Source organism: Enterococcus sp. AZ095b, assembly GCF_051714725.1.
Lineage (GTDB): Bacteria > Bacillota > Bacilli > Lactobacillales > Enterococcaceae > Enterococcus_B > Enterococcus_B pernyi.
The window spans coordinates 1,993,010-2,014,508 of record NZ_JBIOSL010000001.1 but is presented as its reverse complement, the minus strand read 5'-3'; the positions used below and the strand labels follow the sequence as shown (position 1 = coordinate 2,014,508).

19 protein-coding genes and 1 riboswitch are annotated in these 21,499 nt (G+C 39.6%); of the genes, 15 read left to right on the top strand and 4 right to left on the bottom strand.

Annotation, left to right across the window (positions count from 1 at the left end; all coding sequences use genetic code 11):
* The first annotated feature begins 2 nt into the window (after nt 1-2).
* From ybeY to glyS, 6 genes are all read left to right on the top strand, one after another.
* Nucleotides 3-479 (top strand): rRNA maturation RNase YbeY, encoded by a 477-nt coding sequence (ybeY, locus tag IGJ99_RS09585; protein WP_438770791.1) that lies wholly within the window; start codon nt 3-5, stop codon nt 477-479.
* Nucleotides 463-870, top strand: a complete 408-nt coding sequence (locus IGJ99_RS09580; protein ID WP_226075803.1) for a diacylglycerol kinase family protein — start codon at nt 463-465, stop codon at nt 868-870. Before ybeY ends, IGJ99_RS09580 begins: the two co-directional genes overlap by 17 nt.
* Nucleotides 871-883: 13 nt before the next feature.
* On the top strand, nt 884-1,783 hold the full coding sequence (gene era, locus IGJ99_RS09575; RefSeq protein WP_010734962.1) for a GTPase Era: 900 nt from the start codon (nt 884-886) through the stop codon (nt 1,781-1,783).
* A gap of 281 nt (nt 1,784-2,064) precedes the next feature.
* Nucleotides 2,065-2,868: a DNA repair protein RecO gene (gene recO / locus IGJ99_RS09570; RefSeq protein ID WP_023520001.1), complete on the top strand. Its 804-nt coding sequence runs from the start codon at nt 2,065-2,067 to the stop codon at nt 2,866-2,868.
* A 375-nt stretch (nt 2,869-3,243) separates the two neighbouring features.
* On the top strand, nt 3,244-4,161 hold the full coding sequence (gene glyQ / locus IGJ99_RS09565) for a glycine--tRNA ligase subunit alpha (protein WP_010734964.1): 918 nt from the start codon (nt 3,244-3,246) through the stop codon (nt 4,159-4,161).
* A 1-nt stretch (nt 4,162) separates the two neighbouring features.
* Nucleotides 4,163-6,232, top strand: coding sequence for a glycine--tRNA ligase subunit beta (glyS, locus tag IGJ99_RS09560; protein WP_438748346.1), 2,070 nt, complete (start codon nt 4,163-4,165; stop codon nt 6,230-6,232).
* Between the two features lie 59 nt (nt 6,233-6,291).
* Here glyS and yidC read toward each other — a convergent pair whose 3' ends face one another.
* Together yidC and IGJ99_RS09550 are read right to left on the bottom strand one after the other, a co-directional pair.
* Entirely contained in the window at nt 6,292-7,230 is a 939-nt protein-coding gene (gene yidC, locus IGJ99_RS09555) for a membrane protein insertase YidC (protein WP_010734966.1), read from the bottom strand.
* 219 nt (nt 7,231-7,449) lie between these two features.
* Entirely contained in the window at nt 7,450-7,725 is a 276-nt protein-coding gene (locus IGJ99_RS09550; RefSeq protein ID WP_023519998.1) for an acylphosphatase, read from the bottom strand.
* A gap of 108 nt (nt 7,726-7,833) precedes the next feature.
* On the opposite strand from IGJ99_RS09550, the gene IGJ99_RS09545 reads away from it, so the two are divergent.
* The 4 genes from IGJ99_RS09545 (at nt 7,834) to IGJ99_RS09530 (ending at nt 11,575) form a co-directional block, all read left to right on the top strand.
* Nucleotides 7,834-8,595: a TrmH family RNA methyltransferase gene (locus IGJ99_RS09545; protein ID WP_062804929.1), complete on the top strand. Its 762-nt coding sequence runs from the start codon at nt 7,834-7,836 to the stop codon at nt 8,593-8,595.
* 123 nt (nt 8,596-8,718) lie between these two features.
* Nucleotides 8,719-9,222 carry an HD domain-containing protein gene (locus IGJ99_RS09540; protein WP_010734969.1) on the top strand — a complete coding sequence of 168 codons (504 nt, stop codon included), beginning with the start codon at nt 8,719-8,721 and terminating at the stop codon, nt 9,220-9,222.
* A 280-nt stretch (nt 9,223-9,502) separates the two neighbouring features.
* Entirely contained in the window at nt 9,503-10,159 is a 657-nt protein-coding gene (locus tag IGJ99_RS09535; RefSeq protein ID WP_010734970.1) for a FusB/FusC family EF-G-binding protein, read from the top strand.
* 40 nt (nt 10,160-10,199) lie between these two features.
* Nucleotides 10,200-10,267: riboswitch (Fluoride riboswitch) on the top strand.
* 51 nt (nt 10,268-10,318) lie between these two features.
* Nucleotides 10,319-11,575 carry a voltage-gated chloride channel family protein gene (locus IGJ99_RS09530; RefSeq protein WP_023519995.1) on the top strand — a complete coding sequence of 419 codons (1,257 nt, stop codon included), beginning with the start codon at nt 10,319-10,321 and terminating at the stop codon, nt 11,573-11,575.
* A 50-nt stretch (nt 11,576-11,625) separates the two neighbouring features.
* On the opposite strand, the gene IGJ99_RS09525 is transcribed toward IGJ99_RS09530, so the two are convergent.
* Complete coding sequence (locus IGJ99_RS09525) at nt 11,626-12,828, bottom strand: YdcF family protein (RefSeq protein WP_010734972.1); 1,203 nt, start codon at nt 12,826-12,828, stop codon at nt 11,626-11,628.
* A 336-nt stretch (nt 12,829-13,164) separates the two neighbouring features.
* Nucleotides 13,165-14,472 carry a serine hydrolase gene (locus IGJ99_RS09520; protein WP_062804932.1) on the bottom strand — a complete coding sequence of 436 codons (1,308 nt, stop codon included), beginning with the start codon at nt 14,470-14,472 and terminating at the stop codon, nt 13,165-13,167.
* 476 nt (nt 14,473-14,948) lie between these two features.
* On the opposite strand from IGJ99_RS09520, the gene IGJ99_RS09515 reads away from it, so the two are divergent.
* The 5 genes from IGJ99_RS09515 to IGJ99_RS09495 all read left to right on the top strand — a co-directional run bounded on the left by IGJ99_RS09515 (nt 14,949) and on the right by IGJ99_RS09495 (nt 21,497).
* Entirely contained in the window at nt 14,949-16,055 is a 1,107-nt protein-coding gene (locus IGJ99_RS09515; protein ID WP_224434124.1) for a baeRF6 domain-containing protein, read from the top strand.
* A gap of 378 nt (nt 16,056-16,433) precedes the next feature.
* Nucleotides 16,434-16,634, top strand: a complete 201-nt coding sequence (locus tag IGJ99_RS09510) for a cold-shock protein (RefSeq protein WP_005875554.1) — start codon at nt 16,434-16,436, stop codon at nt 16,632-16,634.
* 281 nt (nt 16,635-16,915) lie between these two features.
* Nucleotides 16,916-19,705, top strand: a complete 2,790-nt coding sequence (locus IGJ99_RS09505) for a helicase C-terminal domain-containing protein (RefSeq protein WP_224434902.1) — start codon at nt 16,916-16,918, stop codon at nt 19,703-19,705.
* A gap of 68 nt (nt 19,706-19,773) precedes the next feature.
* Nucleotides 19,774-20,277, top strand: coding sequence for a cell wall elongation regulator TseB-like domain-containing protein (locus IGJ99_RS09500; protein ID WP_010734977.1), 504 nt, complete (start codon nt 19,774-19,776; stop codon nt 20,275-20,277).
* 26 nt (nt 20,278-20,303) lie between these two features.
* Nucleotides 20,304-21,497: a pyridoxal phosphate-dependent aminotransferase gene (locus IGJ99_RS09495; protein WP_062804936.1), complete on the top strand. Its 1,194-nt coding sequence runs from the start codon at nt 20,304-20,306 to the stop codon at nt 21,495-21,497.
* Nucleotides 21,498-21,499: the final 2 nt, after the last annotated feature.

Here is a 21,499-nt window from a genome sequence, read left to right as displayed (position 1 = left end):
TAATGGATATTACATTTATCGATGAAACAAACACTGTATCTGAAACGAAAATCAAAGAAATTGATGAATTGCTTCAATTTGCGGCAAAAAAACTTTCTTTATCAGATGAGACGGAAATGTCGGTGACCTTCATGGATAATCCGTCTATCCAAGAAATCAATCGTACGTACCGTGGCAAAGACGCACCAACAGATGTGATCAGTTTTGCGTTAGAAGATGAAGGTGAAGACGAGATCCCAGTGATTTTTGAAGAGGACGATGAGCCAATACCTCGTGTATTGGGAGATATCATGATCTCAATCGATCGGGCAAAAGAACAAGCTGAAGAATATGGTCACTCCTATGATCGCGAACTAGGCTTCTTAGCCGTCCATGGATTTTTACACATCAACGGCTACGACCATATGACACCTGAAGATGAAGCGGAAATGTTTGGCTTACAGAAAGAGATTTTAGATGCTTATGGACTTAAAAGATAAAAAAGAAGAACAAAAAGTAGATAAAAACAAACATTTTTTGATGTCAGTGGAGTTTGCTTTACAAGGAGTCAAAACCGTTTTTGATGAAGAAAGAAATATGAAGAAACATGTGGCTCTTGGGATCATTGCTCTGATCATGGGGTTCATCTTTCAATTGGATCGAATGGAGTGGCTATGGTTGCTCCTTTCAGTCTTTCTCGTATGGATCGTCGAAATCATGAACACTGTGTTTGAGAATGTAGTGGATATGTTCACAGACTTCCATTTTCATCCCATTGGGAAAAAAATCAAAGATATGGCAGCTGGGGCAGTGTTATTGACTGCTTGCTTCGCTGTAATCGTGGGGATCATCTTATTTGGTCCAAAAATCTATCAACTGTTTTTTAATTAAAAGGAGAGTAATTATGTCAGAACATAAATCTGGATTTGTAGCAATCGTCGGACGACCAAATGTTGGTAAATCGACGTTGCTCAATCGGATCGTTGGTCAAAAAATCGCGATCATGAGTGATAAAGCGCAAACGACAAGAAATAAGATCCAAGGAGTGTATACGACTCCTGAAGCACAATTGATCTTTATTGATACACCTGGAATCCATAAACCCAAACATCGCTTAGGCGATTTTATGGTAGAAACAGCTTATAGTGCTTTACGTGAAGTTGATGCGGTATTGTTCATGATCAGCGCCGATCAAAAAAGAGGAAAAGGCGACGATTTCATCATCGAACGCTTGAAAAATGTCCAATCACCGGTATATTTAGTGATCAATAAGATCGACAAAGTCCATCCAGATGAGTTATTAGGGATTATTGAAGATTATTCCTCACAAATGGAGTTTGCCCAAGTTGTTCCGATCTCTGCGACAGAAGGAAACAATGTCGAACGTTTGATGGAGGTCTTAGTGGACGAAATGCCTGAAGGCCCGCAATATTTCCCAGACGATCAAGTCACTGACCATCCGGAGTATTTTATCGTTTCTGAATTGATTCGGGAAAAAGTCTTGTTTTTGACACGAGATGAAGTACCCCATTCAGTCGCAGTAGTCATCGATACGATGAAACGTAATGAGAATAATAAAATCCATATCCAAGCTACGATCATTGTCGAGCGGGATAGTCAAAAAGGAATCATAATCGGTAAAGGCGGTAAGATGCTGAAAGACATCGGAACAAAAGCACGAAGAGATATTGAGAATCTGCTAGGGGACAAAGTCTTTCTAGAACTTTGGGTAAAAGTCCAAAAAGATTGGCGAGACAAACGAGTCTATTTACAAGACTTTGGATATCGTCAAGACGAGTATTAAACAAGGTTGTGAGAAAGCCGGTCAGCTCCGAATAGTAAGGCGAAACGTGGGAAAATAGCTTTCCATATTTTTTCACGTTTCGCCTTACTATTGAAGAGTTGCTCTTGAGCACCGGTTATCCAGTTACAGAAGTTAGAGGACAACTAAGTCATGGAAGCAATTAAGAGTCTGGAATAAAAGTAATAGGTACTTTTGTCTCGACTTCACGGATGCTCGCATGACTTTTTCCTTCTTTTCAATTTAAAAAAGCAATTTACGTTAAAGTCAGAGGAGGGGTGACGATGAGTCAGCTTGCAGAATCAAAAGGAATCATCCTTTCTAGTCGCAACTACAAGGAAAAAGATAAATTAGTCAAGATATTTACAGAATCGGCAGGAAAAATGATGTTTTATGTCAAGGGGATCCATCGTCAAAATCAACCGATTGCACCCGCATTGTTGCCTTTTACGGAAGCAATTTATATTGGTCATTTTCATAATGAAGGCTTGTCCTTTGTTAACAGTGTAAAAGATGTCCACTCGTTTCGTAAGATACAAGAAGATATTTTTCTTAGCGGTTACGGGACTTATTTGTTGAACTTAGTGGATGCGGCGATCGAGGATCGGCAATATGATCCGAATCTATTTCAATTCACACACCAAGCATTGCAACGCATGGATCAAGGAGATGACCCAGAGATCATTACGAATATTTTTGAGATTCAATTATTGCAACGTTTCGGGATCTCGCCAGTTTGGACCCACTGTGCAGTGTGTGGAAAGACGCAAGGAAAATTTGATTATTCATCCAAATATGGTGGCGTCTTATGTGAAAATCACTGGGAGTTAGATCATTATCGGTATCACGCGGACCCACGTGCAGTTCACTTCGTACGGCTCTTCTCAGCAATCTCGTATGATCGCATCAGCGGGATCGACCTCAAAGAAGAAACCAAACAAAAGATTCGCCAATTGATTGATCTGTTATATGAAGAATACGTAGGCATCCATTTGAAAAGTAAAAAGTTTATTGATCAAATGAAAAGTTGGGAACATATCATGAAACCGACCAATGAGGCAACGAAGGAAAATCCTGCAGAAGAATGAAAAAATGTTTGAAACAATGGATTTTTTTCAAAAATATTTGACAAAGTACTTGGTTAACGTCTATTATAAAGCCTAGATAGTAACTATTGTTTTTTCAATAGACGAATGTCATTTATAAAGGATATTCAATAATCACATACGTACGATGATCAAGATCAGTAGAAAATCAAGTGGCACAAGCGAGTTCGGGAGAGTGTGAGCCGAATGCTAACGGTTTTTGAAGAGGCACTTGTGAGTACGATCAACGAAGCTGCCGAGTCGCTCGGAAGTAGGGTGGAACCGCGAAGATATTCGTCCCTATGTTTGTTTACGCAAACATAGGGACTTTTTTTGTTACTATTTTTGATTCTTGGTTAAGATGAAAGGGGTAATTATATGAGTAAGAAGCAAACAGTTCAAGAAATGATTTTGACATTACAAAAATTTTGGTCATCGAACGGTTGTATGCTGATGCAAGCATACGATACAGAAAAAGGGGCAGGTACAATGAGCCCTTACACGTTTTTACGAGCAATCGGTCCAGAACCTTGGAATGCCGCTTACGTTGAGCCATCACGTCGACCAGCTGATGGTCGTTATGGTGAGAATCCTAACCGGTTATATCAACACCATCAATTCCAAGTGGTGATGAAGCCATCACCAGAAAATATCCAAGAACTTTACTTGGAAAGCTTGCGTTTGTTAGGGATCGATCCGTTAGAACATGATATCCGCTTTGTTGAGGACAACTGGGAGAACCCTTCGATGGGTTGTGCCGGTGTTGGTTGGGAAGTCTGGTTAGATGGCATGGAAATCACGCAATTTACGTACTTCCAACAAGTCGGCGGTTTGCCATGTAAACCAGTCACTTCAGAAATCACTTATGGGTTAGAGCGCTTAGCTTCTTATATCCAAGAAGTGGAAAGTGTGTATGATCTTGAATGGTCAGCAGGTGTCAAATATGGTGAGATCTTCAAACAGCCTGAATATGAACACTCAAAATATTCATTTGAAGTGAGTGATCAAGAATTATTATTAAGTAATTTTGATCGTTTTGAAAAAGAAGCGAAACGTTGTATTGAAGAAAATCTGGTCCATCCAGCATATGATTACATTTTAAAATGTAGTCACACCTTCAATCTATTAGATGCTCGTGGTGCAGTATCTGTGACTGAACGTGCTGGCTACTTGGCTCGCATTCGTAACATGGCGAAATCTGTGGCGAAAATCTTTGTTGCAGAACGTGAAAAACTTGGATTCCCATTGCTAAATAATCAATCAGAAAATCCAACGACTGTTAAGGAAGGTGAATAAGATGGCAAAGGACTTATTATTAGAAATTGGCTTGGAAGAAATGCCAGCGCATGTTGTGACACCAAGCATGAAACAATTAGAAGAAAAAACAGCAGCGTTTTTAACGGACAATCAATTGACTTACGATGCAATCGAGACATTCTCTACTCCGAGACGTTTGGCGATCAAAGTAACAAATGTACCAGAACGTCAGGCTGACAGTGAAGAAGAAGTGAAAGGACCAGCGAAAAAAATCGCATTAGATGCTGAAGGAAACTGGTCGAAAGCAGCTCAAGGATTTGTTCGTGGGCAAGGATTGACGACAGACGATATCACCTTCCGAGAAATCAAAGGTGTGGAATATGTCTATGTGACGAAATATACTCAAGGAAAACCAGCAATCGAAGTCTTGACAGGATTGATCGATGTGATTAAAAGCATGACATTCCCTGTGACAATGCACTGGTCTTCTTTTGACTTTGAATATATTCGCCCGATTCATTGGATCGTGGCACTATTTGGAGAAGAAGTTATCCCGTTTGAATTTTTAGATGTGAAAACTGGACGTACTTCTCGTGGGCATCGTTTCTTAGGTGAAGATGTGACATTTGCTCATCCAGCAGAATACGAAGAAAAGCTATCTGAACAATTTGTAGTTGCTTCGCCACAAAAGAGAAGAGCAATGATCATGGAACAAGCGACTCAATTATCAACAAAAAATGATTGGCACATCGATTTTGATGAAGACCTACTTGAAGAAGTCAATAATCTAGTGGAGTATCCAACTGTCTTTGCTGGTGATTTTGAAGAAAAATATCTATCTGTACCGGAAGAAGTACTCGTGACTTCCATGAAGGAACACCAACGTTATTTTGATGTTCGAAATGCCGAAGGTCAACTCTTACCACATTTTATCGCTGTACGAAATGGCGATCGTGTGAAGCTAGATAACGTTATTCGTGGGAACCAAAAAGTACTGACTGCGCGTTTAGAAGATGCGGAATTCTTTTACAATGAAGACAAAAAATTCCCAATCGAGCATTATGTCAATAAGTTGAAATCAGTGACTTTCCATGAAAAGATCGGTAGTATTTATGAAAAAATGCAACGTGTGCAAGTGATTGCATCTGTTATCGGTAAATCTGTCGGTTTATCGGGGGAAGAACTAGCTGCATTACAACGTACCGGCGAAATCTATAAGTTTGACCTAGTGACGAACATGGTTGGAGAATTTCCAGAACTTCAAGGAATCATGGGTGAAAAATATGCGTTGTTGCATGGAGAAGATCCAGCGGTTGCGACAGCGATCCGTGAACATTATTTACCGATCGCTAGTGAAGGTGAATTGCCAGAAACGACGATTGGTGCAGTCTTAGCCATTGCCGATAAATTAGATAGTATTTTCTCTTTCTTTACTGTAGGAATGGTGCCAAGTGGTTCAAACGACCCTTACGCATTACGTCGTCAAGCATATGGTATCGTTCGGATCATTGAAGCAAAACAATGGGCTTTCCCATTGGCACAATTACAACAAGAAGTGAATGCTGCAATCAATGAAAATCAAGAGCGTTTCGGGTTAGCTTTCGTTCAAGGAACTGATGTAATCGACTTTATCAAAGGTCGTTTGCGCCAACGATTGATGACAAAAGCCATTCGCCACGATGTGATCGATGCTGTCTTGAATGCGAAGGAAAGTAATTTGACAACCGTTTTTGCAGCTGCACGTCTGTTGAAGGAACGTTTGCAAGATGAAAACTTCAAACCATCGATGGAAGCTTTGACGCGTGTGATGAACCTAGCGAAAAAAGCCGAAAGAACAACGAATGAGATTGATACAAGCCTGTTTGAAAATGAAGCAGAGCAAGCATTGTACGAAGCAGTTGAGAAAGTGAAAGCTCAGTTTGCGGAACGTACACTTAAAGAGAACTATGAGCAATTAGTCAGCTTAAGACCAGTTATCGATCAGTATTTTGATCAAACGATGGTCATGGTCGAAGATGAAGCTGTCCGTAACAACCGTTTAGCACAGTTGCAACAAATTGCTGATATGGCATTAAGTATTGCTAGTCTGGATCAAATCATTACAAAATAAGACGGATCAAGTAAAAGCTTGAAACAAAAAAGGTTTGGGATGCGAACATCCCAAACCTTTTATTTTTTACGTTGCTGTTTACCGGCATTTCGACCGTTAGCATTTTTCTTGGTTGCTTGTGTATTGATTTTTTTCGTTGGTTTCGTCGCTTCTTCAGGTGTCACATCTTTTCGAGGTGTCACGACTTGTTTCGGTGGATTTTGTTTCAATTCTTCTGCGACTTGAGCTTTTAAGCGTGGCTTCATGATCACATTGGTGATAAATGTTTGTAGACAACTAAAGATACCACCGACTACCCAGTAAAGGGTCACTCCTGCAGGAGCACTGATCGACATGAAGACGATCATCGCAGGTGAAACGATCAACATGGTGCGCATCGTTTTTTTCTGTTCTTCAGGAATACCGATCGTTGAGATGTACCCTTGAATTAGGTAAGCAATCCCGGCAATCGCAACTAAGACTAAACTTGGATTTCCTAAGTCGATACCATAAAAAGTCGATTCACGGATACCTTCTGTATAGCGAGCAGTAAAGTACAGCGCTGAGAAGATCGGCATTTGGATCAATAAAGGTAAACAACCGATTCCACCAGTCATACTTAACCCATTTTCGCGATACACTTGTTGCATTTCTGCTTGTGCAGCCATTTGTTCTTCTCGGGTCGTTGCCGCTTTTAGTTTTTCTTGGGCGGCACTGACTTGAGGTTTCAATGCTTGCATTTTTTCAGATTGGATCATTGTCTTTTTCGATTGACTGATTCCTAAAGGTAAAATGATGATTCGTACGATCACAGTCATCAAGATAACAGCCCAACCGTATGACCAGTTGAAATTCTGCACGAGATATGTAATCGCTTGTCCCATAGGTTGTACTAATACGCGATAGACGATTCCAGATGTATCAGGGTTTCCTTCAGCATCCATTCTGACACAACCAGATAAGAAAAGTAAGAGTGTTACAAGACCAGAACCTAGTAACCAATTTTTCCATTTATTCATAAAATACTTCCTCTTTTAAAATTTTTACACAAGCTTAACTATACTAAAAATATGAGAATAATTCAATGAACTTCATAGAAAATTCAAATAATTCCCTTAAGTTTAACCGATCATGGGAAGGACAGGGAAGCGCACATAAAAGAACAGAGAATTGAAACGATCATCTTCCAGTAGATGGCAACAACGACTTTCTTCATATGTGCTTTCAAGAAGAAACATTTAGCCGATCACATCAAATTTCTTTCGTTCTTCCATCATCGGATGTTCTTGCAAGTCGACATATTGGACACGGCCACTGGGACTAGGGGATAGCTTGACTTCTTTGATGAACTGATCGATGGTTTCCTCCTCACCAGCGGCTTCGATCGTCACCGAACCATCTTCTTCGTTTTTAACTGTTCCTGTCACGCCCAATTGATCAGCTACTATTTTTGTCATATAACGAAAACCTACACCTTGGACACGCCCTTGCACATTCATTTTAACTTTTTTCATTTGAAGCACCACTCTTTCCTCTATTTGATAAATTTATGATAACGATTTTTTATAAAACTAACAAGCCCAACGATTGATTCCATGCTATAATAAAGTGAGGTGGAAAACGTGAAAAAAATTCAATCAGCAAAAAATCCTAGAATCAAAGAAATAAAAAAATTACATAAAAAGAAGCACCGCGAAGAAGGACAGGAGTACCTGCTTGAAGGGTTTCACTTGATCGAAGAAGCTGTGAATGCCAAAGTCATACCTAAAGAGATCTTTCTGACAGAACGAGGCTGGTCAGAATGGGGGACATGGGTCGAACAACACGCATTGGATTGCTTTTTAGTCACTGATGAGGTGATGGCGGTGATCTCTGATCTACCAACACCACAAGGAATCGTGGCAGTGATGCCGCTAGAAGTTAGCCAAGTGTCAATAGATACAGGAGGCTGGTTGCTTTTAGACAATGTCCAAGATCCTGGAAATGTCGGAACGATGATCCGAACAGCAGATGCGTTTGGTTTAGCAGGTGTGATCTTAGGGAAAGGCTCAGCTGATATTTATAGCACCAAAGTTTTAAGAAGCATGCAGGGAAGCAATTACCATTTACCAGTTATCTCACAAGAGTTAGACGCGCTCATTCCTGAATTGAAAGAAAAAGGATTTGCGATATACGGAACAGAACTCAATGAAGAAGCTGTTTCTCTTCCAACCGTCGTACCAACAAAAAATTATACGATCATTATGGGAAATGAAGGGCAAGGGGTGCGATCAGAATTATTGGCGCTAACTGATAAAAATATCTACATCCCGATGAATGGCCATGCTGAGTCATTGAATGTCGGCGTAGCTACCGGCATATTGTTGTATCATCTTTCTTCTTGATTAAGGAACTATTAAGCTTTTTGGATTTTTAATCAACCTCACTAGAATATTCCGAACATGAATGATATACTATGTACAATTTCAACGATAAATGAAATTCAAAAAGGTGGCAGATCGAAAATTATGACAGAAAAATGGCGTGAAGACGAAGAATACATGTCTTATATCGAAGATCTATTAGAAACAGAAGCAGTACAAAAATTAGCTGATTATATCCAACATGTACATTCGACAAGATTGGAACACTCAATCAGTGTTTCTTATTACAGTTACAAATTAGCAAAAAAATGGGGTGGAGATGCAAGAGCTACTGCACGTGCAGGACTTTTACATGACCTATTCTATTATGACTGGCGTACAACAAAATTTGATGAAGGCACACATGCGTATGTGCATCCTAGGATCGCTGTGAAAAATGCAGAAAAGATTACTGAACTTTCTGATTTAGAGCGCGACATCATCTTGAAACATATGTGGGGAGCAACGATCGCTCCACCAAAATACAAAGAAAGCTATATTGTGACATTTGTTGACAAGTATTGTGCAGTGAAAGAAGCGGCGCAACCAGTAACGGATACAATGAAACAAAAATGGCAACGATATTTTGGAAAAGAACAGTCGATCTAACTATTTGACCAGCCGAACGGAAACAGTCGAAGGTCCCGATCATGGGAAACCTTTGACTGTTTTTTTTTGCGAAAGTAGTTGACGAAATAAGATTTATAAGGTTAACTCTTTATTAGGTGAATGTACATAGATGAAAAAAGCATAAAGGGGGTGATGATAAGATGCCATACGTATCTTATTTAGCAGAGTTCAAGGACTTCAGTTATTAAGCTAACTTTGTTGAAGGACTCTTTTTTCTTCAAAGTAGCTACTTTTGAAAGAAGAAAGGACTCAAAAAATCATGGAAACAACAATCAAAACGTATCAATATTTCTTTATCAAACGAGAAATCGAGCAACTGTTAAATGTCTATCATTCAGTGAATGATAAAAAAACTGTCGCAACCGTTCAAGCATTAGCCACAGAAAGAATCAATGAGGTAGTAGAAAATGATCCACAAGTAATCGCCTTAGTTGAACCATTTGTGAAGCAAGTTATGGATACAAACTTGAAAAAAGAAAAAGCGACAGAATTGCTCGAACGTTTAAAAGAACATGTTGCGCCATTCAAGCAACCATCAAAAATCCAAGTGGAAAAAATATTCCGAAAAGTAAAAAAGTTGAAACACCCAGATTGGCAAACATTGGATCTTAAAGAGCATACTTATGTGGGCTGGAATGATCCAGGAACACAGAAGAAATATCTGCTTTATTATGCAGATGAGCGGCTACAAGGTGTCCATGGCACACTTTCTCCGACGATCATCAAAGGAGTATGCGCGATTTGCCATAAGACTTCGAGTGTTTCGATGTTTCTTTCCACGACAAAATCAGGATCAGATGGCACGTATACTAAAAAAGGAAATTACATTTGTCATGATAGTGATCAGTGCAATCAGCAACTAGTAAAGCTGGCACCATTTTATGAATTTACAGACATCGTGAAGAAAGAAAAATAGCGCCATTGTTTTTCTTGAGAATGTATGATAAACTTTCTGTAAATGAATAGGTGATGGTGTTCGCCTTTAAATGTCGATCGATAGATGACTAATGACGCCTACTAAAAATCGGAGAATCCGTTTTTTTAGTAGGCTTTTTTTGTGGGGAGGAATAGAAAAATGGATCAACGGTTACTTAGTCCATTCAAAATAGGGACATATATGGTGAAATGGTTAGTGATCACTGCTTGTTTAGGCGTACTAATGGGAGGACTTTCCGCTTTTTTTCTAAATAGCTTAACTGTGGTGACGGATTTACGAGAAGCACATACTTGGTTATTGTATCTATTACCTGTCAGTGGGGCATTATTTGCGTTTCTTTATCAACGATACGGTGGGAATGCTAGTCGTGGGAATAATCTGGTCATTGATCAAGGGAATGGTGGGGAAGAAAAAATCCCGCTCCGATTGATTCCTTTAACGCTTTTCGGTACGATCACGACGCATCTTTTTGGCGGTTCTGTCGGTCGAGAAGGAACAGCAGTCCAAATGGGTGGCGCTTTAGCTGAAAATCTAGCAAGGGGATTAAAATTGAGTCCTATCGAGCGAGAGGTGCTGGTCATCAGTGGGATCAGTGCAGGATTTAGTTCAGTGTTTGGGACACCTTTAGCAGGCACATTGTTTGGACTTGAAGTACTAGCAATCGGAAAGATGCGTACAGAAGCGATCTTTCCCAGCTTTTTTGCTGCTTTATTTGCTAACTTCGTAACCGAAAGGATTGGTGTCACACATATCCATTATAAGATGGGAGAAATTCCAGGGTGGAGTCCTGCACTCTTTGGCAAACTGATGGTGGCGGGTATCGCTTTTGGGATTATTGGTTGGGTTTTTAGTCGTTCAATCGTCTTTTTGAAAAAGTGGTATCTGAAATGGTTCAAACATCCAATCACTAGAAATTTTATAGGTGGAGGAATTGTCGTAGTTGTGGCAATGATTTTACAAACACAACGCTACTTAGGACTTAGCTTGCCTTTATTGCAAGATGCGTTTGCCGGAAAAGCACATGCCTATGATTTTATCGGTAAGTTAGGATTTACTGTCCTTTCTTTAGGCGCTGGCTATCAAGGTGGGGAAGTGACCCCTTTGTTTGAGATTGGTGCAACTCTAGGGGCAACTTTAGCGCCCATCCTGCATGTTTCGATTCCTTTTCTAGCTGCATTAGGATTTATCGGTGTGTTTTCTGGAGCGACGAATACACCCATTGCTTGTTTTGTCATGGGCATCGAATTATTTGGAGGAGAAGCAGCTAGTTTCTTTTTTATGATTTGTTTGATCAGTTTCATGTGTTCGGGAAATAACGGAATCTATTCCGCACAAAAAGTAATGATCAAAAAAGGGATTTTATTTTTACCAATGAATAATGATCAGAGAGAATAGTTTACTGATTGAAAGAAAAAAAGAAGTTGCATGAAACGCAACTTCTTTTTTTAGGCAATAAGGGTGATCAAAGCTAACAATGCAGTCAGGCCAAGGATGATACCACATACGATCATGTGACGTTTTTTATGCAACATCAAGATCGCGATATATTCTCTAAGAAAAGCATTTGGCAAATAATAAAAGGCTGTTTTTGCACCAATGCCATTGGCTTTTAACTGTGCTTGCTTCGCAAAGAGTCCTGCACGGAAAATGTGGTAATTATTTGAACTGAAAATCGCACGATAAGCGCCACCGCCAGATTCACGATCCATTAATTCTTTGGAGAAACGCATATTTTCTAAAGTGGTTGTTGAATTTGTTTCAACTAAAATGTCCCGCTCCGGAATCCCTTTTTCTAAGGCATAGTTTTTCATGGCAATTGCTTCTGGTAACTTTTCATCTGCACCTTGACCACCAGACATCAAAAGAATCGGTGGATTGAGCGTAGCATGACTCTGGGCCCAATAAAAAGCAATTGCTTTGTCGATCCGTTTGGCTAGGAGGGGAGAAACACGTTCCCCGTTGATCAGGCCTGCGCCTAACACGATAATATAATTCTGGTTGTAACGTGGTCGGTTGAACTGATATAAGAAAGAGACAGTCATAAAATTATAGAAGACAATAAACAGATAAATCAAGATGACTGCTATACCAGAAAGAAGAACATTGATCCACGCTGGTAAGTAGTTGATTAAAAATACAGTGGCAATTAAATATAGCGTTAAGGCAATCCCTAGCAGTAAAGTCAAAAGATTAGCTAGTGAACGTGATTCTCTTTTTAAGACGATGATGCCATTCCAAATGAGAAAGACGACCAAAATATATATGCCAAATAGTAAAATCAAAAAAGCTGGTACTGCAATCAAAGCAAAAATCCCACCAATAAAGATATTCTGCGTCTCAAAAAGTAAGAGTAATAAATAAGCGCCGAAACTAATCAAAAATAAATTGAAGATCAAACCATTCAGTAGTCGCCTTTTTTCGGTAAAGTAAAAAAAAGCAAAGATACTGAAAAAAGCGAGAGGGATCAAGAAATAAAAACTCGCATAAAAAATCTCTAATACAACGAAGTACGTAAGCATCAATGTGAATGTCCAAGTACCACAATAAAAGAATAACGCGGGATCTTTTTGTTTCCTGCGCCAGGTGATGATCCCAACCATCCCTACGATATAGAGAATCGAAAAAATCAAATCTCTTGTTAAATTCATAATACCAACTCCTTTTTCTAATCGTGGAGTCATCACTGCGAATGAAAAGGAAACAGCTGATTAGCAGACTAGTGATGATTATTCAACACGAACTGATAGTGTTACTCGCCTCTCATAGACCAACCCTACAAGTAACAATCTACCATCTACAGTATAACGAAAAATTTGTAAAAATGCTGTTATAAAAAAAAGAAAAAATAGAAAATACATTTATTTTCTGTAAGAAGCAGAAAAATACCCAAACAGTAAAGGTTGATAGCGTCTCGTCGATTCGTGAAGAAGAGCCAGCATTTACTGTTTGGGTAAGGAGTGGATGTAACTATTTGGAATGTTTATTTAGAATAGATTACTGAAAAAATTAGTGACATTGCGCCAGCCGATCACAAAGATATTCGCTTTTTCAACCGAACTAGCAGTGATGATGTCTGTGCTTGGAGAGGCACCATCTTCTAAGTACCCTAATTGATCATCAGCTAAAGTGATAGTGGCTGTGCCAACCTTTGTGCCTCTAACGATCGGTGCTTCAAGTTCATTATCCTTTACTTTTGTCTCATCGATCTTAGGTGTGATCGTCAATTGACCCGTATCCATATCATTTCTGACCCAGACACTGACTGGGCTTTTTAGTACGACATTGACAGAAGTTTCTTTTCCGTTTTTCACATCGATCGATTTGAGTGAAGGAATGCTTGCGTTTGCTTTACCGATTTCTTTGACTGACCAGTTATCATAGCAATAATCCATCAAGCGAGCCGTTTCGGTGAACCGAACGCTTGGGTTTTGCTCATGACCTTCCGCATTCAATATGACTGTAATGATGCGTTTGCCGTCTCGTTCGATGGTACCGACAAAACAAGCACCAGCAAAATCAGTTGTTCCAGTTTTTAGTCCATCAACGCCTTCTTTGAAGTTGATAAAACCTGGAAGCATCCAATTCCAATTGACCATTTCAACCGGCGATTGTGTGTTTTCACCAAACATTTTTGTTGCAGTACTCGTCACTTCTAGTACCTCAGGAAAATCGAGTAACAGGTGACGTGCGATGATCGCTACGTCTTTTGCGGACATTTGATTTTCATCTGCTTCGCCAGTACCTTCTGGACGATTTGCGCCGAGGTAAACATTGTTCAACCCAGAAACATTGACGATCGTTGCATTTTCAATGCCCCATTCTTTTAACTGGTCATTCATGACAGTCAGAAATGCTGTTTCACTACCAGAGATCTTTTCAGCTAAAGCGACCATTGATGCGTTGGCTGATTGGATAAAGGCAGAGTCAAAAAGTTCTTTTACAGTATAGGTATTCTCCTTATGTAAGGGAACATTCGATAAATTAGGTGCAATGCTTAATGTTTCAGCATAATCGGAGATTGCCACTTCATCATCCCAGGATAATTTTCCTTCTTTGACTTGGTCAAGTACGATGTACAACCCGATGATTTTTGAGATTGACGCGATCCCCATTGTTTTTTCTCCGTCTTGGTCGTATAAAATTTTTCCGCTTGTTGCGTCCACAGCAAATGCTGCTTGGGAATTCACAGAAAATGCTTCATCGGCCTGTACGGATAAAGTTGGCAAGAATGATCCTAACGTTAAAAGAAGCGTTGCCAACAGTAAAGCGAAATGTTTTTTCTTAGTGCCCATGTCCAATCTCCTTGTTTTCTAATTTGATTTGCTACAAATTAAAATTTTATCAGAGAGTGTGCGTAGTTTCAATCTTTCTGAAAAAAACTTTAGATAAACCAAACGAACACAAGAGGATAGTTAGCGTTGATTCTTTTTGACTCGTACAGGTTGAGCCTCGGGTTCATTTAGACGAAAGGCAGTGAATACAAATAGAGCAGTCATACATAGTAAACTAAATATCATCAATAATTGCATATAAACACCTCGATTTCTACTTTTCTCTATGTTAGCAGTTAGGTATGAATAATTTCGCTGTGAAATGTAACGAATCATTGATGAAATTTTGAAGAATAGTTGAAGAAAACAATCCTTAGTCAGAGATGGGATTGTAAACGATTTTTTGTCTAGGGACCATTTTGTTTTATGGATAAAAATGGTTGTGGTAGACTTTAGTTAGTAGTATTGAAGAAATGATTTTTAGGAGGGGTACGTTTATGGCGAAAAAGGATAGAGAGTTACTGTCACAACTGACTTCAGAAGGTGTCAAAGGACCATTTATTACTATTATGCTAAACACTCACGTTGCACATCAAGATGTGGAAAAAGATCAGATCAAATTCAAGAACTTTGCAAAAGAAGCAAAAAAACGTTTTGAAAAGAAATATGCGGAGCATGATTGGTCGAATTTTCAAAAAAAAATCGATCAACTACTAGAAGATGCTTCATTTTGGCGCAGTGCCACTGCGAGTGTCGCGGTGATCTTGTCTCCTGAAAGTACCATTGTTCATCGTTTGAGCATTGCAGTAGATGATCAATATTATGTAAGTGACCAACCTTATTTATTAGCGATCATTAAAAATGGACATTTTAACTACTCGTATTATTTACTGGGATTGAATCGTGATTCAATGAAGCTTTACGAAGTAAGCAACAAACAAGTAAAAGAAGTTGATCTACCCGAAGGAGCACCTACAGATGTGGTGACAGCTTTAGGATCTGAGTTGACAGGTGGAGGTATCAACTACTCGTCAAATGGTAGTGAAGGCTCAACATTCCATGGGGTGAATCCTAAAGACGAAGAAGTTGAAATTGACTGGATCAATTATTACCAAGCGGTCGATGAATTTCTTAAAGACAGCTTGGATAATCCTGAAAAATGGCCTGTGTACTTGTATGCTTTGCCTGAAAATCAAACAATGTTCAAAAAAGTGGCGAAAAACCCTTATTACCGTTCGGATGTGGCGATCTCAGCTTCACCTGCCCAATTATCTTTAAAAGATATCGAAGCAGGTGCGAAGAAACTTTCGGATGAACTGGCAGCGAAGGAAGCAAGTAGCTACAATCAATTGTTAGATAAAAAATTCTTGGATCAACTAGTGGACATCGTGCCAGCAGCGAAAGAGGGAAAGATTTCTCACTTATTTATCGCAACCTCTAATCTGGCTGACGGATTTGGTGAAGACCCAGAAACAGAGTACGACCGTCGACAAGTGTTGAATCAACTAGCTGATGATGTGATCACCAATGGCGGACAAGTCTTTATCTTGGATCAAAAAGATGCGCCTGACGAAAAGAGTTTGACCGCGATATTGCGTTATTAGTCTCTAGGAACAGTACCTAGAACCGATTGATCATTCATTTTATAAGAAAGGAAAAGCCATGTAGATCATTTATTTGATTTCGTGGCTTTTTCTTATTTCTCAGGGGAGAAAGATCAGAAGATCATCAAGTTTAAAAGTGAATTTTTTTTTAAGCGTAAATTAAAAACGTTCGTTTTTTTTGGAGAAATAAGCAAAAGAATGAAAAAAAAAATAAAAAAAGTTCAAAATTTACTAGCTAAACTGTAATTAATGTGCTACAATAACTATGTAGTTTTTGTTCGGTAATCTTGGTAGTTTGTTTCAAATAAACATCTTCCAGATATTCACCATTCAAGTAATTGCAAAATATGTGTTTGATACACAAGGAGGATTTTTATTATGGAAACAGGTACAGTGAAATGGTTTAACTCAGAAAAAGGTTTCGGTTTCATTACAGCAGAAAACGGCAACGATGTATTCGTTCATTTCTCAGCTATCCAAGGTGATGGATTCAAAACTTTAGAAGAAGGCCAAACAGTAAACTTCGATGTTGAAGAAGGTCAACGTGGCCCTCAAGCAACTAACGTTGTTAAAGCTTAATTAACCCACTACTAAATAAAAGCTCAGTCTGCTAGTTCCTAGCGGTCTGGGCTTTTTTGTGTTTTCTTTTCATATGCTTTGATTCTCTACACCTAAGAACATCGTCTTACATGGTTAGATGAGTGATAACGAGAAAAGGAAGGGGAGAAGTAAACTTACTGTTTCTCTCAGTAGCAAAGATAACAACAGACGTATGCTTTAGGTTGATTTCCTAAGAATTTTCAAGTGATTTGTAGTATAATTTCAAAAGAAGACTAGAGGGAAGAGAAGAGGAAGATATGTTGAAACCGAAAACTTATGCAGTCGTCGATATTGAAACGACTGGGACAAATCCAAAAGAAGATCGCATTATCCAATTTGGATGTGTCATGATCGAAGATGGGCGGATCACCTCTCGTTATTCGATGGATATCAACCCTGGGCGAAAAATCTCAAAACAGATCCAGCATTTGACAGGGATCACCAATCAACGTGTCCATCGTTCACCCTATTTTGAAGATGTAGCACAAACGATTTACAACCTTCTAGCGGATACCATCTTCGTGGCGCATAATATTTATTTTGATTATCAGTTTTTGAACCATGAATTGACTCGCTGTGGCGTACCTAAATTACAGATTCCAGGAATCGATACAGTCGAGTTGGCCCAGATATTTTTGCCGACTGAACCGAGCTTTCGTTTAGCTGATTTGTCGGAAAGTCTGGGGTTTATCCACGATAATCCCCATCAGGCAGATAGCGATGCGGAAGTGACAGCACAGTTGCTTCTACTGATTGAAGAACGGATGCGTCAGTTACCTTTAGTGACGCTTGAACAGATCGTGAAACTGAGCAATCATACAGGGATGGATACTAGATTATTCATCGAACAAACCACCGACGAACTGAGAAAGCAGCCCCCACCTTTATCAGATGAACTGGAAATCATCGAGGGAATCGCCTTACAAAAAAAAGAAGTCGAACTGTTTTCAGAAGTTTACTATGGTCATAAAGATTATCCAAGAAAAAAACAAGCGAAAGAGAAAATATTTGGAAAAACGTTGATGTATCGTAAAGAACAAAATCGTTTGATGAATGTTGTCTATGATCATTTTACCAAAGATGAATCGAAAAATTTGATGATCGAAGCAGCGACTGGTATGGGCAAGACGATTGGCTATCTATTGCCTCTTAGCTATCTGGCCACACCGGAGAAGCCGGCAGTGATCAGTACGGTATCGCTTGTTTTACAAGAGCAGATCATGGAAAAAGATATTCCTTTGTTGAATCAATTATTCGACCAACCGATCCAAGCGACGATTATCAAAAGCTACCGCCATTATCTCGATTTGCAACGGTTCAAAGCCACACTCCTTGAGCCAAAGGAGCAAAAACAATATGCACTCTATCAAATGACAGTTCTTGTCTGGCTGACGCAGACGAAAACAGGAGATTTAGATGAATTGCATCTAACGAATTTGAATCATGCCTTTTTTACAGATGTTTCGCATCGCGGGCTTGACTTTTTAGCGAAAAAACAAGCGTTCTATGAACAAGATTTTATTCGATTTTTGCATCGACAAATCAAGCAAAGTAACTTCTTGATCGTCAACCATGCTTTTTTAGTCCAAGAAACACAAAGAAAGACACCGTTGTTGCCTGAAAGTCCTTATTTATTGATCGATGAAGCACATCATTTACCTGAGATTGCTGAAAAAGTCAATGATCAACGATTCAGTTTGAGCTATTTTAACAAGGAAGTACAATTATTCGAAGAACCTGATCGTTTGTTCGATCGCTTCAAAGGCTATCTTCCAGCCAATCATGAGGGGCAGCGCTGGCTTGATATCTACAAAGAAGAGTTGTCTGCGCTTCGTGAGGCACAGCTTTGTTTAGCTGAAGGGTTACTTGAGATCATACCTCAACAAAAAAGACAAACTTATCCGGAAGAAGTCATGATCACGAAAGAGGACTTAGATAAATTATCTTTTGAAGCAAGTACAGCCATTGACCATCTTCATCTTTTTTACCAAGAAATAAAGGAATTACAGTACAGGATCCGTTCAGGCTTAGAGGTGCTTCAAGAAAGTTGGACGAAGCAAATGCGTGTCGATCTTGCAAGTCTGTATGCTTTGTTTGAACGTTTAGATCAACAAGCAAGTTTTATGGAAGAATGGTTGGAGAATTGGCAAGAAAGTTTAGTCCATTGGTTTGTTCCGGGTGCCACCCCTCAGCAGACGATGTTCCATCTCCACGATTTTACTGCCGCACTGATTCCCAATACAGTTTGGTATCAGCGCTATGAACGGATTTTATATATAGGAGGGACATTGAAAGTGGGCCCAGATCGTCAATATTTGGCGAAACGATTAGGAATTGAAGGTACTCCGCTGAAAGTCATTGCCTCTCCTTATGATTACGAAAAACAAGCACGGATCTTCGTGCCAAAAGAAGCACCAGAGATCAATCAATTAAGTGGTACAACGTATGTCGACTATCTAACGGATGTGTTATACCAGTTGATCAGACAAGAAAAAAGACCGATCCTAGTTTTGTTTACTTCTCATGATGTTTTACAAAAGGTGTATCAACGAATGCATTTGACAATGCTTGAACAAGGAAGAGAGATTTTAGCTCAAGGAATCGGTGGCAGTCGTGAGAAACTATTGAAGCGTTTTGTTCTTTCTGATATGAGCGTGCTATTCGGCGCAGATAGTTTTTGGGAAGGCGTCGACCTGCCAGGAGATGCGTTACAGCTAGTCGTCATTACGCGGTTGCCATTCGATCATCCACAACGTCCAATGGTCAAAGCGAGAAATGCGTATTTGGAATCGGAAGGCATCAACCCTTTTTATCAAGAATCCTTACCCAAGGCAGCACTGAAGGTCAGACAAGCTTTAGGTCGTTTGATTCGTTCGGAAACGGACAAAGGTGTCTTGCTGATTTTAGATCGACGATTAGTGACCGCAAAATATGGCGCGAGGATCATTCATGCCTTGCCTAAAAAGATGCCTGTCCAAGAGGCGCCTTTTGAACAAATTTGTGAGGATATCCATGATTTCTTAAACAAAAACGAAGAAATTAAGCCATAATCGAGGACTATTTTCACCTCGAAATCTGTTATAATGGACATCAATGAAAAAAGAAGGAGCGACAGTCCTTGAAGAATCAGACAAACAAAGAACATACGATCAATCGCATCTTGCTGGGCTTGATCATCGCTTTATTAGCAGTAATCGTGATCAGCACGATTTTTTATCTGCGTGCGACACGCCCAATGACGCAAGCGAAACAAGAGGCGACAAAACTAGCTGAACAATATGCAAATCTTGAGGAAGTGGACCAATTCTATTGGTTTACTCGGGAAGCCACTTATTTTTCATTAACAGGCCAAAATGATAAAGGACAAGATATTGCAGTGATCATACCTAAATCGGGTGAGCGTGTGAAAGTGTTAGAACAAAAAGCAGGCTTGACCGAAGAAGCTGCCCGCCAAGAAATCAGCAAACAACATCCCGATCAACAAGTGGAAAAAGCTTCCTTAGGGATGTACAAAGATGAACCGGTATGGGAAGTCATTACCAAAACGTCAGATGACCAGTTGAATTATTATTTACTTTCTTTTAAAACGGGAGAGGAAGTCAAAGTCATTAGCGGGGTATAGAAAAGACGGATGAAAGGATAGATTGGATGAAACAGTCAAAAAGAGTGGAACGCTTAGAGCCTTCCGTAACACTAGCAACTGCAGCAAAAGCAAAGGCATTGAAAGCACAAGGGAAAGACATTATCAGTTTGACCGTAGGAGAGCCTGATTTTGCTACACCTGAAAATATCCAAGAAGCAGCGATCGCAGCCATCAAGAATGGAAAAGCAAGCTATTATACGCCAACAGCGGGTATTCCAGAATTAAGACAGGCAATCGTTTCGTATCTGGAAACCTATTATGGCTTGACTTACGATGCTTCTCAGACGATTGTGACAGACGGGGCGAAATTTGCCCTCTATGCCTTATTCCAAACAATCCTAGATCCAAAAGATGAAGTCATCATTCCAGTACCTTATTGGGTGAGCTATGGTGAACAAGTCAAGTTAGCAGAAGGTGTCCCTGTTTTTGTCACTGGTCAAGAAGTCAATGATTTCAAAGTGACCCTCGAACAATTGGAACAAGCACGTTCTTCCAAGACAAAAGCAGTCATTATCAATTCTCCTTCTAATCCGACAGGGATGATCTATACAAAAGAAGAACTACAAGTTATAGGTGAATGGGCAGTAAAAAACGATATTTTAATAGTTGCTGATGATATTTATGGCCGATTAGTTTATAATGACAATGAGTTTACTCCAATTGCAACGATTTCAAAAGCAATACGTGAACAGACGATAATCATCAACGGTGTATCAAAAACCTATGCAATGACAGGCTGGCGTATCGGATACGCGGTCGGCGATCAAAAAATCATTGATGGGATGATTGCGATTGCATCACAATCAACTAGTAACCCAACTGCAGTCAGTCAATATGCGGCTGTTGAAGCATTACAAGGGGAACAAGATACCGTTGAAGAGATGCGCAAAGCATTTGAAGAACGTCTAGACATCGTATTTCCGCTTGTTGCTGATTTGCCCGGGGTGTCGGTCAAAAGACCACAAGGCGCATTTTACTTGTTTCCGAATGTGAAAGAAACGTTAGCGATATGTGGCTATGAACAAGTGACGCCGTGGGTCGAAGATCTACTAGAAGAAGCAGGGGTTGCTCTAGTTACAGGTGAAGGTTTCGGCGCACCGGAAAATGTTCGTTTGAGTTATGCGGCGAATCTAGCAACGTTAGAAGAAGGAATCCGACGAATCCAACGTTTTATTGAGAGTAAAAGTCAAAACGAATAGAA

Bases quoted from the DNA above. Each gene is read 5' to 3' on its own strand.
- IGJ99_RS09510 (WP_005875554.1), top strand. From the start codon at position 16,434: ATGGAAACAGGTACAGTGAAATGGTTTAACTCAGAAAAAGGTTTCGGT.
- glyS (WP_438748346.1), top strand. From the start codon at position 4,163: ATGGCAAAGGACTTATTATTAGAAATTGGCTTGGAAGAAATGCCAGCG.
- IGJ99_RS09540 (WP_010734969.1), top strand. From the start codon at position 8,719: ATGACAGAAAAATGGCGTGAAGACGAAGAATACATGTCTTATATCGAA.
- IGJ99_RS09525 (WP_010734972.1), bottom strand. From the start codon at position 12,828: ATGAATTTAACAAGAGATTTGATTTTTTCGATTCTCTATATCGTAGGG.
- IGJ99_RS09580 (WP_226075803.1), top strand. From the start codon at position 463: ATGGACTTAAAAGATAAAAAAGAAGAACAAAAAGTAGATAAAAACAAA.
- IGJ99_RS09530 (WP_023519995.1), top strand. From the start codon at position 10,319: ATGGATCAACGGTTACTTAGTCCATTCAAAATAGGGACATATATGGTG.
- IGJ99_RS09520 (WP_062804932.1), bottom strand. From the start codon at position 14,472: ATGGGCACTAAGAAAAAACATTTCGCTTTACTGTTGGCAACGCTTCTT.
- yidC (WP_010734966.1), bottom strand. From the start codon at position 7,230: ATGAATAAATGGAAAAATTGGTTACTAGGTTCTGGTCTTGTAACACTC.
- recO (WP_023520001.1), top strand. From the start codon at position 2,065: ATGAGTCAGCTTGCAGAATCAAAAGGAATCATCCTTTCTAGTCGCAAC.
- IGJ99_RS09495 (WP_062804936.1), top strand. From the start codon at position 20,304: ATGAAACAGTCAAAAAGAGTGGAACGCTTAGAGCCTTCCGTAACACTA.
- era (WP_010734962.1), top strand. From the start codon at position 884: ATGTCAGAACATAAATCTGGATTTGTAGCAATCGTCGGACGACCAAAT.
- ybeY (WP_438770791.1), top strand. From the start codon at position 3: ATGGATATTACATTTATCGATGAAACAAACACTGTATCTGAAACGAAA.
- IGJ99_RS09515 (WP_224434124.1), top strand. From the start codon at position 14,949: ATGGCGAAAAAGGATAGAGAGTTACTGTCACAACTGACTTCAGAAGGT.
- IGJ99_RS09550 (WP_023519998.1), bottom strand. From the start codon at position 7,725: ATGAAAAAAGTTAAAATGAATGTGCAAGGGCGTGTCCAAGGTGTAGGT.
- IGJ99_RS09535 (WP_010734970.1), top strand. From the start codon at position 9,503: ATGGAAACAACAATCAAAACGTATCAATATTTCTTTATCAAACGAGAA.
- glyQ (WP_010734964.1), top strand. From the start codon at position 3,244: ATGAGTAAGAAGCAAACAGTTCAAGAAATGATTTTGACATTACAAAAA.